This is a genomic window from Pseudomonas cedrina subsp. cedrina (assembly GCF_001983175.1).
Classification (GTDB): Bacteria; Pseudomonadota; Gammaproteobacteria; order Pseudomonadales; family Pseudomonadaceae; genus Aquipseudomonas; species Aquipseudomonas cedrina.
On sequence record NZ_MNPW01000004.1, the window covers coordinates 292210 to 302621 of the forward strand.

At 60.5% G+C, this 10412-nt stretch carries 10 protein-coding genes; 2 read left to right on the forward strand and 8 right to left on the reverse strand.

All coding sequences use genetic code 11. The annotated features are described in order from the left end of the window. Positions 1–5 precede the first annotated feature (5 nt). Both BLL36_RS09910 and BLL36_RS09915 read right to left on the reverse strand, forming a co-directional pair. Positions 6–818, reverse strand: a complete 813-nt coding sequence (locus tag BLL36_RS09910) for an SDR family oxidoreductase (protein ID WP_076951256.1) — start codon at positions 816–818, stop codon at positions 6–8. Positions 819–831: 13 nt separating this feature from the next. Continuing rightward, positions 832–1296: a multidrug transporter gene (locus tag BLL36_RS09915; protein ID WP_076951257.1), complete on the reverse strand. Its 465-nt coding sequence runs from the start codon at positions 1294–1296 to the stop codon at positions 832–834. A gap of 180 nt (positions 1297–1476) precedes the next feature. On the opposite strand from BLL36_RS09915, the gene BLL36_RS09920 reads away from it, so the two are divergent. Next, entirely contained in the window at positions 1477–1890 is a 414-nt protein-coding gene (locus BLL36_RS09920) for a hypothetical protein (protein WP_076951258.1), read from the forward strand. Between the two features lie 304 nt (positions 1891–2194). Continuing rightward, positions 2195–2497 (forward strand): hypothetical protein, encoded by a 303-nt coding sequence (locus BLL36_RS09925; RefSeq protein ID WP_090219931.1) that lies wholly within the window; start codon positions 2195–2197, stop codon positions 2495–2497. Between the two features lie 96 nt (positions 2498–2593). Here the strand turns inward: BLL36_RS09925 and BLL36_RS09930 are convergent, their stop codons facing one another. The 6 genes from BLL36_RS09930 to BLL36_RS09955 all read right to left on the reverse strand — a co-directional run bounded on the left by BLL36_RS09930 (position 2594) and on the right by BLL36_RS09955 (position 10410). Beyond that, positions 2594–4045 (reverse strand): mannose-1-phosphate guanylyltransferase/mannose-6-phosphate isomerase, encoded by a 1452-nt coding sequence (locus tag BLL36_RS09930; protein WP_076951260.1) that lies wholly within the window; start codon positions 4043–4045, stop codon positions 2594–2596. A gap of 195 nt (positions 4046–4240) precedes the next feature. After that, positions 4241–4897, reverse strand: a complete 657-nt coding sequence (locus BLL36_RS09935; RefSeq protein ID WP_076951261.1) for an alginate O-acetyltransferase AlgF — start codon at positions 4895–4897, stop codon at positions 4241–4243. 16 nt (positions 4898–4913) lie between these two features. Further along, entirely contained in the window at positions 4914–6110 is a 1197-nt protein-coding gene (locus tag BLL36_RS09940; RefSeq protein ID WP_076951262.1) for an alginate O-acetyltransferase, read from the reverse strand. Positions 6111–6121: 11 nt separating this feature from the next. Next, positions 6122–7654 (reverse strand): MBOAT family O-acyltransferase, encoded by a 1533-nt coding sequence (locus BLL36_RS09945; RefSeq protein WP_076951263.1) that lies wholly within the window; start codon positions 7652–7654, stop codon positions 6122–6124. 189 nt (positions 7655–7843) lie between these two features. After that, a complete protein-coding gene (locus tag BLL36_RS09950) occupies positions 7844–8953 on the reverse strand; it encodes a mannuronate-specific alginate lyase (protein WP_090219934.1) in 1110 nt (369 codons plus the stop codon). Between the two features lie 8 nt (positions 8954–8961). Continuing rightward, positions 8962–10410: an alginate O-acetyltransferase gene (locus BLL36_RS09955; protein ID WP_076951462.1), complete on the reverse strand. Its 1449-nt coding sequence runs from the start codon at positions 10408–10410 to the stop codon at positions 8962–8964. Between the last annotated feature and the right edge of the window lie 2 nt (positions 10411–10412).

Consider the following 10412-nt stretch of genomic DNA (forward strand, 5'->3'; position numbering starts at 1 on the left):
CTTGCTTACAACACACCGCTCAACCCAAAGCGTTTGTTCAACACCTTCTCCAATAACCCTTTAGGCAATAGCGCCGCCATCAACGGCAACGCTCGGCTGCCATTGCCCGAACGCAGCAGGCGGGGCGGCTTTGGCTGTTGCACGGCCTTGAGCACATCCGCCGCAAATTCGTTGGCCGGGGTCGGCTTGTCCTGGGAGGCTTGGCTGCGTGCGCGGATACCCTCGCGCAACGGCCACCAAGGGGATTTTTCGTTGATCAACAGCTCTGCCTGGGCGCCGGCGTTTTTTGCAAAGCTTGTATCGATGGCGCCTGGCTGAACTTCCATTACCCGTACGCCAAACGGCGCCAGCTCCATGCGCAATGCATCACTCAACGCATGCACTGCGGCCTTGGAGGCGCAGTAGGCGCCGGCAAACGGCGTCACCAGCACACCGGAAACGCTGCCGATGTTCACGACCAGGCCTTTGCTGCGGCGCAGGGCCGGGAACAGCGCCTGGGTCACGCCGACGATGGAGAACACATTGGTCTCGAATTGGCGCTGCATGGCCTCGGTACCGCCGTCGAGCAGCGGGCCCATCGCGCCGTAGCCGGCGTTGTTGACCAGCACATCCAGCTCTGCGAACTGCTCGGCCAGGCGCTGCAAAGCGGCGCTGTCGTTGACGTCCAGTTCGAGCGCATTGAAGCCGGCGGTCGCAAGGGCGGCGACGTCTTCCGGGCGGCGGGCGCTGGCCCATACGTTGTTGCCGGCGGCTTTGAAGGCGTCCGCCAGGGCGCGGCCAATGCCGCTGGAGCAACCGGTGATCAGTACGTTGGGCATGGGTCAGTCCTTGTCAGTCCGAGAAACTGCCTTGCAGGTGCTCGGCACGAAATTCCAGGGTTTGCGGGCGGTAGCCGGGGCGCAGGGGCGGTGTGGGCAGGCAATCGTCCCAGGTCGCGCCGGCCTGCAATTCGCCGGGGCCGCGATAGCGTGGGGCAGCATAGACGTTGTCAGCGAGGTTGACGGTGTCACCCGGTGCATAGGCGGCGACGCGCCAGCGCAGTTCGGTGAGCGGTACATCGTTGCCGTTGTTGAGGGTCAGCTTGAGCGGTCGGTCGGCGGGGCATTCCTGCGGCGCGTAGAGGATGCGCAGTTCCAGGCGCGCCAATTGCGACGCCTCACGGTTATCCAGCCATACCATCCACATCGCCACAAAGCCCAGGCCGACGGCGGCAGCCAACGACACCGGCAAGGCCTTGGCAGGGTAGCGCAGCAGCAGGATCAACCAGGTGAAGATCAGGAGAACGCCGAAAAACATGATGACAACCTCATATGCAGATAAAACATCCTACCTGCGGGTCGGGCCTGGTGCCTATCGCGGGTATCAGTTTTCGCTTGCGAGGGAACCTGACAATTCATTTTTTCCACAAAGCCAGCATAGGGAAATGCCAGATATCCAGGAAAATATTAATCGCAGTCTGATCAAGCGAGACGAACCATGATTGCTTCAGCCCTTCTTGTACCGGCCGTCACCACCGCATTAGCGTCGGCGGTGACCTCTTTTATCACCGCCCAGCGGGCACCCATGCCGAACCCTGCTGACGCGTCGAAGCAAGGTAATGCAGAGGCGGTTAGACACCCCCCTGGTCGTATGCAGGACCAGAAGCTTACAAATCTGGGGCAAACCCTGCTGCAAACGCCTTCAACAGAACTACGCAACAGCGGTATGAACGCCAGGCACGCCAAAGGGCTTGGTATTGCTGTGGGAGGCATGGCAGCCCAAGAGGCGGGACAGAAGATGGCCACCAGCGGTGGTACGTTGTCCAAAGTGATGGGTGCCGCCATGATCGTGGGGGGCAAAGTTGCCCAAGAGTATGGCGCCGATAAATTCGCGGGCGCTGGACGAACCTGACGGCATTGCGACGCGCACAGGTTCACCCGAGGAACCGGTTGGAATTTTTTCCCACATAGGTTGAGCACGGAAATGCACGTTAAGCCATAAAGGAACCCAACCGCAGCCTTACCGAGTGAGATGCCCTATGACCGTTTCAACCATCCTTACCCCTGTTCAGGCTACTTCCGTTGCACCTGCACCTGCACCTGCATCCGCGCCCACCGAGCAAGGTTCCTTCAATCAAGCGGCTAGGAACGAGGTCGACAGGCGCCACTTACCCGCTAGCCGAAACATGGGGCTCACGAACCTTCGGCAAAGAGCTATGCAAGGTTTGAGCGAGCGGGTTAGTTCGCACTTTCCCGTGGCGCTTAACGTTAAAGATGATTCGGGGAGCGAAAAAGCCAAAGGGGCAGCCATCACGATGGCCGGAGCGGCAATGCAGGGAGTTGGCGGGAGAATTGCTGCCAGTGGAGGGTTTGGAGCAAAGGTCTTGGGAGGGGCTATGGTGTGGGGTGGCAGGGCGGCGGAAGAATATGGCAAGGACAGATATGAGCGCGCGGGCGACACCTCAAACAACTCCGGCAATTACAACATTTATGACCCGAATAACTGGGGCGATCGCTGACAGGCTCTGACAGCCATTGCACTAAAAAAGCCCCCGCCCAACCGGCTGCGGATAGGGGACGCAGTCGGCTGGACGGGGGCTTCTTGTACGACTGTTTTACTGCGCGATAGTTTTCACCGACACGCCACGCTCAACCGGCGTCGAGCGACCATAGATATCTTCAAAGCGCTCGATATCGTCTTCGCCCAGGTAGCTGCCCGATTGCACTTCGATGATCTCCAACGGGATCTTGCCCGGGTTGCGCAGGCGGTGCACCGAAGCGATCGGAATGTAGGTGGACTGGTTTTCGGTGAGCAGGAACACGTTCTCGTCGCAGGTCACTTCGGCCGTGCCGCTGACCACGATCCAGTGTTCGGCGCGGTGGTGGTGCATCTGCAGCGACAGGCACGCGCCCGGCTTGACCGAGATGTGCTTGACCTGGAAGCGGCCGCCCATGTCCACCGAGTCGTAGGAGCCCCACGGACGATAGACTTCGCAGTGGTTCTGGGTTTCGCTGCGGCCCTGGTCATTGAGGGTCGAGACCATCTGCTTGACGCCCTGGACCTTGTCCTTGTGGGCAATCATCATCGCGTCCTTGGTTTCCACTACCACGATGTTGTCCAGGCCGATCACCGACACCAGTTTGCCGTTGCCGTGGATCATGCAGTTGCGGCTGTCCTGGATCACCACGTCGCCTTTGCTCACGTTACCGTGGACATCTTTATCGTTGACCGCCCACAGCGACGCCCAGCAGCCCACGTCGCTCCAACCGGCGCTCAGCGGCACCACGCAGGCGCGCTGGGTTTTTTCCATCACGGCGTAGTCGATGGAGTTGTCCGGGCAGCAGGCGAAAGTGGCTTCGTCAAAGGTGACGGTGTCGGCATCCTGCTGGCTGCGCTCAAGGGTCAGCAGGCAGGTGTCGTAGATGTCCGGATCGTGTTTTTTCAGCTCTTCGAGGAAGCGGCTGGCACGGAACAGGAACATGCCGCTGTTCCAGAAGTAACCGCCGCTCTTGACGAACTCGACGGCGCGTTTTTCATCGGGCTTCTCCACGAACTGTTCGACGCGGCTCACGCCCTCGGGCAGCAGCGCATCGTTGGTGGACTTGATGTAGCCATAACCGGTTTCCGGACGGGTCGCCGGCACGCCGAACAGCACCATCTCGCCGCGTTCGGCCGCTACGGTGGCCAGGGCCAGCGCACGTTGCAGGGCTTTCTGGTCGTCGATCACGTGGTCGGCCGGCAGCACCAGCATCAGCTCGTCACGGCCTTCATTGACCAGCATCATCGCGGTGAGGGCCACGGCCGGCGCGGTGTTGCGGCCGAACGGTTCCATCAGGATGCGCTGGCATTCCAGCTTGCGCGCGGCCAGTTGCTCGTTGACGATAAAACGGTGGTCCTTGTTGCAGACCACGATCGGGGAATCCATGCCTTCGAAGACCAGGCGTTCCAGGGTTTGCTGGAACAGGGTGTGCTCGCCGGTCAGGGCCAGGAATTGTTTCGGAAACTGTTTACGGGAAAGCGGCCAAAGACGTGAGCCGCTACCACCGGAAAGGATTACTGGAATCATGGGGGTTTCTCCTTGAATCGATTTGGGTCAGAGCTACGAAGGTTTGTCGTTTCACTCTTGTTTTTGTCTCGGTCCGAACTGACGCCTCGACCCTTGTGGGAGCTGGCTTGCCTGCGATGGCGATGTTGGATTCACTATCGCTATCGCGGGCAAGCCCGGCTCCCACAGGGGGCATAGGTCAGTTCAGGAATTCATTCAGCGGGTCGACACTGGGCGCTTGACCCAGACTGGCGACAGGTTCGAACCGGAACCGGTGACATACAGCACCGCCGCTTCACCGCGCTCCAGGGCAACCGGCTTCACATCGCCGACCTTCTTGTCACCGTCATACAACGCCAGGCTCACCTTCACCGGGTTGATTTCGCGTTCGCCGCGGCTTTTGGCGGCAACCGCCTTGACCACGTCAGTCTTGCCGTCGGCGGTTTTCAGGGTCAGCGCTTTGTCGCTGAGGTTCTGCACACGCACCAGGGACTTCTGCTTGTTCTTGAACGGCGGTTCTTCGATCAGCTGCGGCTGGCCGCTGCCGCTGTTGACCAGGGTGTAGTAGTGATCGGCAGCCAATTTGACCGGCACGGTCTGGCTGCCGACCTTGGCGCTGTAGTCACCGCCAGGCATGAAGCTGAAATCGCTGCTGGCCAGTGGCGCGACTTCGCTCAGGTTGGTGCTGCCAACGGTCGCGCTGACTTCCTGGTTCGAAGCGTTGTAGATACGCACGAAGCTCGAGCCTTTTGGTGCGGTCGGGCCATAGAGGGCGGCGTCACCACCGGCGAAGGCGGACATCGATACGAAGCTCAAGCCGGCAGCGATGGCCAGGGTCTTGGCGAGACGACGCGGAGTAGTAGTGAAAGTCATGTGAGTTACCTCTCTTTCAGTTTTGCGCCCGGTCGGGCGTCTCGGAGTTTTTAGTGTTTAGCTGGTTTTTGGCTGGGGTGTTACTTGCCATGTTTTGTTGGCGCGAACCGGCTTGTTTAAGCTGCGCAACCCATGAAGGGTCTGCATCGCCGATTTCGTTGTTGATAGGCAGATAACGCTCAGGGAACTCCCAGACCAGCACCTGTGGCGGGCTGTTCTTGAAGTCATCGCTCTTGAGGTAGCTGAGCATCGGCAGGATCGGGCCGTGGCCGTCTTCGGCGTAGCTGACCACATCGCGGCCCAGGGCTTGCTTGAGCGCCCCGACGAAGTTCCAGTTGGGGTTGGCGCTGTAGCTGGTGCCCACCAGGGCCACCGGGGTTTCGCTGTCGCTGAACAACGCGTCGTCGCCTTTGGTTTCGGCCAGGTGCGTCACGCGTTTTTCCAGCGGCTCTTTAGGCGGCATCAGGTTTTCGAACAGCGGGTCCAGCGGCAGGAACAAACGCAGGTCGCCTTTATGCGGCACAGTTGTTTCGGCCTCGGTGACAAACTGCTGTGGCTCGCCGCTCAGCGGGGTCTTGTCGGCAATCGCCTTGGCCAACTGCTTGGCCGCGATTTCCGCGCCGTCCGGCGTCCAGTGAGTGTCGGTGCGCAGGAACACTTGCTTGCCGGCGAGCTTGGCCTGTTGCAGCGGGCCTAACAGGTCGGGTGCCGGGATCTTGTCGGCCGCAACGCGGGCATGGAAGTCCTGGTACAGGTTGGCGTGGATACTCGCCGGTTTGACCTCGTCCAAGTGCTCCGGGTACAGGCGAACCTTGGCCGGTACGATCGCCATCACCAGTTGAATGCCTTGGGCCTTGAGCTTCTGGCGCACGCCTTCGACCAGCGCGTAGTTGTCTTGAAGGTTCTGGTCTTCGTTGACGGCGGGGTTGAACTCCTCGTCGCTGTACAACCAGTGATCGCGGCCCAGCACCACGCCAGGGCGGCCTTCATTGAACAGCTTGTAGTCCAGCGCCGCCCACAGGTTGGTGCCCAGGCGCTTGATCGGGAACTCTTCGTCGTAGTGCGTCTCGACGGCTTTGGCCCAGCGGCCGTTGAGCACGGTCGCGTCGGCATTGGTGCTGAAGCCGAAGAAACTGCGCAGCGACCAGGCGCCCAGGGCCAGCAACAGCACCAGGAAAAGGCCGATATAGAGGACGCGTAATGAACGGGTCATGGTCGGCTCCCTCAGAATTGGAAGTAAAGGAACGGCGAGAAACTCTGCGCCGACAGTTTGAGAATCGACGCCACGAACAGCAGCAGCACCGCAGCGCGCATGGCGTAGCGTGGCCAGTCAGCGGTCCAGTAGGCCGGTTGCACGGCGGCGTCACGGCCCACGGTAAAACCGGGCTCGTGGATGCTGCCTGGGTTGTCGCCCGGTACGGCCTTGATCAGGCTCGGGTCGGCCGGCTTGGTCTTCTCGGCGGGGCGATTGGTGTAGAAGTCGCGCAGGCCGAAGAACGCCAGGGTTGCGTAGGCCACCACCAGGGTCGCCACTTGCAGCCCGGTGAGGTTGGCGCGGTTGAGTTCCGACAGCGACCACTCGCCAAAGCTGAACATCGCACCGTACATACGCCCGGCAACGTGCAGGTTCTCGGCGCGGAAGATCACCCAGCCCATCACCACCAGCAGGAAGGTGAAGGCCCAGCGCAGCACATTGAAGCTGCGCGGCGCGGTATTGAGGCCGATGGCTTTTTCAATCGCCAGCCACATGCCGTGCCAGGCACCCCACACGATGTAGGTGATGTTTGCACCGTGCCACAGGCCACCGAGCAGCATGGTCAGGAACAGGTTGCGGTAGGTGGTCAGCGTGCCTTTACGGTTGCCGCCCAGGGTGATGTACAGGTAGTCACGCAGCCAAGTGGAGAGACTGATGTGCCAGCGCCGCCAGAACTCGGTGATCGACTGGCTGATGTAAGGCTGCTTGAAGTTTTCCATGAAGCGGAAACCCATCATCAAGCCCAGGCCGATCGCCATGTCGCTGTAGCCGGAGAAGTCGAAGTACAGCTGCGCGGTGTAGGCCAGCGCGCCGAGCCAGGCATCGCCGGTCGTCGGGTTCTGCAAGGCGAAGCAATGGTCGGCCACCACCGCCAGGGTATCGGCGATGAACACCTTCTTGATGAAACCCTGCATGAACCGCGTGCAGCCCTCGGAGAATTTATCCAGGGTGTGGGTGCGGTTGTTGAACTGGTCGGCCAGGTCGCGAAAGCGCAGCACGGGGCCTGCGATCAAGTGCGGGAAAATCGCCACGAACGCCGCAAAGTCGATGAGGTTGCGGGTCGCCGGGGTATCACCGCGATACACGTCGATGATGTAGCTGATGGACTCGAAGATGTAGAACGAGATCCCGATCGGCAACAGCACGTGGGTGAGGATGAACGGCTCCAGGCCCATCGACTTCATCATCACGTTGATGCTGTCGACGCCGAAGTTGGCGTACTTGAAGTAGCCGAGGATGCACAGGTCGACCGCCACGCCGAGCAGCAGCCAGCGCTGGGCCGGCTTGGTGCGCACGCCGGCCGCACCGACCTTGAGGCCGATCCAGTAGTTCCACAGCGTCACGGCGGCGAACAGCGCCAGGAAGTCCACTCGCCACCAGGCGTAGAACACGTAGCTGGCCAGCAGCAACAGCAGGTTGCGATAGCGTTGCCCGCTCAAATAGTACAAGCCGAGAAAGATCGGCAAGAACAGAAACAGGAACACATTGGACGAGAAAACCATCCCGATCTCTCCATGTTTAAACCAACAGTCAAGGGCCGCAGCCCCCCCAAACCCCCCACGATGTCGGGAGAGGTTGTGATCGTTCCCACGCTCTGCGAGGGAATGCCTCTTGTGACGCTCTGCGTCACGCTTTGGGACGCAGAGCGTCCCGTGCTGCATTCCCACGCAGAGCGTGGGAACGATCAGCGACTAACTGCCTTTGTTGCCTTTTTCATGCGTCGGGTCGTAGACCTTGGTCAGGTCACCCCCCAGACGGAACGTCTTGAACGGCTGCATCCCATGCTTGCGCTCGATCACATCCGGCGCGCAGGTGTAGAGGGTGCAGAAGGGCTCGAGCCAGGCGTATTTCATGTCTTCCTTGAGGTCCTTCATGTCCTGCTCTTTGCCGTTCTTCTTCTCGAAAATCTCCGGGTCTTTCACGCCGGCCAGCACTTTTTCGCCCAGGCGCTTGAGTGCCGCGTTGTTTTCCTGACGCAGATCCACACCGTTGACCAAGGCAAAACTGGCGATCATCGACAGCGGCGGCAGGGCGTAGTTGTGGTACGACAACGCCCGCTGCTGACGCTTCAATTCATTCGGCAAAAAGCCCTGGTCATCGACCTGGTTCACGCCGACCTTGTATTCCTTGACGGCCCAATCAAACAGGTCGCGGCGGTTGGTGGCGATGGATGTCGCCATCACCGACCACGCGGCCCAGTAGGAATGGTTGTTGGTTTTTTCCAGCGGCAGGTTGTCCCAGTCGCTCACCACTTGATCGGCCAGTTTGTTGAACCAGGCTTCGATCAGCTGTGCTTCCTGCTGATGGTTGGCCAGCGGGTGCGACTCGGAGAACTTCAGGCGCACATAGGCCGAAGCCATGCTGCCCAGTGCCCATTTGCGCATCGACTTGCCGGTGTGGTTGAAGTCCTTGGACATCAACGCATCCGCCTTGGCCCACGACACCAGCCAGTTCAGCGTGCATTCGAGCTGTTCCGGGCGACCGTCGCGCATGAACTGCATCACGCGTTTGCTGGTGTCTTTTTCCAGCTTGGTGATGTCGGCGGTGCTGTCGCGAAAGGCCTTTTCCGATTGCACATTCAGGGTCGAACGCGCCTTGTCGGAACCCTCGTACTTGCTGCGAAACTGCAGAGGCCCGGTGTAGGGCGTCGGCATGGTGTCGCAGCTTTCCTTGGCCTCGCCGGTCTTGAATGCTTCGATCGGTGCGAAGTAGCCCTGGGGCGGACGCAGCGGGGCGGCGGCGTTGGCTGCGCCGGCGAAGATCGCCAGGCCCAGTAACGATGGAATCAGTAATTTCTGCATAAGTAACCTCATTGCCCCGTTGAAGCGGTCTGTTGACCGCCGGCGGGGAATACGTTGCGTGTGCAAATTTTCGCTTCGACTTTCTGCGCCGCAGCGCCCGCTTCAGGGCCCTGCACTTCCACAGCCAGCAAGTTCTGCGAGGCCCAGTCTTCATCGGTGCGCAGTTCAAAGGCGAAACGCCCGTCTGTATCGGATGTTTCGGGTTTCTCGATCTTGATGTCCTCGTGGCGCCCGTTCATGTACCAGAGGGTGGCTTGCAGGGTTTTCACCGACGGGTCGGCGAAGCGGATATCAACCTGGTGATTGGCATTACGCAGGTCTTTGTTCGAACTGTTAACCAGCAATTCGTTCTTGCCGGGTTTCAATGTGGTGCTGGCGGTCATCTGCGCGGTCTTGCCTTCGCAACCGTTGTCCAGCAGCGCCATCATCTGGCGGTAGATGGTTTCCTGGTCGAGGCGGTACAGCGGCGAGAATTCCCAGATCAGGATTTTCGGCGGGTTTTTCTGGAATTCTTCGCTGCCCAGGTATTGGATCATCGAACCTTCCAGGCCACCGCCGGGGAAGGCGACGTTGAGAATATCGGCACCGATCTCCTCCTGCAGGAAGCCGGCGAAGTTGTAGTTCTTGCCGCTGTGGCTGGTGCCCACCAGCGTGATCTGCGGGTCGCCCGAATCGCCGAACAGGTCGCCGTCGCCCGCTTCGCCCTTGGGCTCGGTGGTGAACTGGTCCATGTACTGGATCGCGTAGCTGGTGCCGCACAGTTGCCCGGCCATGTTGTGCAGGGTGCCGGTCTTGCCCATGCGCCCGGAGCGCTTGGTTTCGAATTCGCGCTTGGGAATCCCGGCGTACTCAGGCATTTGCTTGATCTTGGCCGCGACGATTTTCGCCGTGCGCTGGGCACCGTAAGGGGTCCAGTGCTGGTCGCCACGGAAGTAGAAGTCGTGGGCCGGCAATTCATCCGGCAGTTGCTCGTTGGTCAACGGCGACAGGTCCGGTACCACGTAGCCCATCTTGGCGAAACGGCCGAGCATGGTCTTGTAGTTGCCCAGCGCCTTGTCGAAGTCGAACTTGGCTTTCTCTTCGGGGTTGAGCTTGTTGCGGTTCACCAGGCCACGGGTCGGCTGGTAGACCACCACCAGTTCCACGCCCTTGCTCTTGAACGCATCGTGCAGCTGTTGCATGCGCTTGTAGCCGGACGGGGTGGTGTCGAATTCGGTGCGCAGGTCTTCCTGGGTACGGAACAGCCAATCGCCCTGGGCTTGCACCAGGGTGGTGAAGTTCTGCTGATAACGCGTGGTGTAGTTCTTCGCGTCATGGGCGGCCGGGCACAGGCTGCAGCAAGGTTCGGCGGTGAAGGTCGGCGCCTTGATTTCGTCGGCGCGCACGCCCTGGCTGGCCGCGAGCAGGCCGAGGGTCAGACCCGAGAGGCTCAGCAGTTTGATCATGTGTGGGTGCATAA

What these genes read in the sequence shown, in the direction of transcription:
- BLL36_RS09910 (WP_076951256.1), bottom strand. Translation starts at nt 818, where the DNA reads ATGCCCAACGTACTGATCACCGGTTGCTCCAGCGGCATTGGCCGCGCC.
- BLL36_RS09915 (WP_076951257.1), bottom strand. Translation starts at nt 1,296, where the DNA reads ATGTTTTTCGGCGTTCTCCTGATCTTCACCTGGTTGATCCTGCTGCTG.
- BLL36_RS09920 (WP_076951258.1), top strand. Translation starts at nt 1,477, where the DNA reads ATGATTGCTTCAGCCCTTCTTGTACCGGCCGTCACCACCGCATTAGCG.
- BLL36_RS09925 (WP_090219931.1), top strand. Translation starts at nt 2,195, where the DNA reads ATGCAAGGTTTGAGCGAGCGGGTTAGTTCGCACTTTCCCGTGGCGCTT.
- BLL36_RS09930 (WP_076951260.1), bottom strand. Translation starts at nt 4,045, where the DNA reads ATGATTCCAGTAATCCTTTCCGGTGGTAGCGGCTCACGTCTTTGGCCG.
- BLL36_RS09935 (WP_076951261.1), bottom strand. Translation starts at nt 4,897, where the DNA reads ATGACTTTCACTACTACTCCGCGTCGTCTCGCCAAGACCCTGGCCATC.
- BLL36_RS09940 (WP_076951262.1), bottom strand. Translation starts at nt 6,110, where the DNA reads ATGACCCGTTCATTACGCGTCCTCTATATCGGCCTTTTCCTGGTGCTG.
- BLL36_RS09945 (WP_076951263.1), bottom strand. Translation starts at nt 7,654, where the DNA reads ATGGTTTTCTCGTCCAATGTGTTCCTGTTTCTGTTCTTGCCGATCTTT.
- BLL36_RS09950 (WP_090219934.1), bottom strand. Translation starts at nt 8,953, where the DNA reads ATGCAGAAATTACTGATTCCATCGTTACTGGGCCTGGCGATCTTCGCC.
- BLL36_RS09955 (WP_076951462.1), bottom strand. Translation starts at nt 10,410, where the DNA reads ATGCACCCACACATGATCAAACTGCTGAGCCTCTCGGGTCTGACCCTC.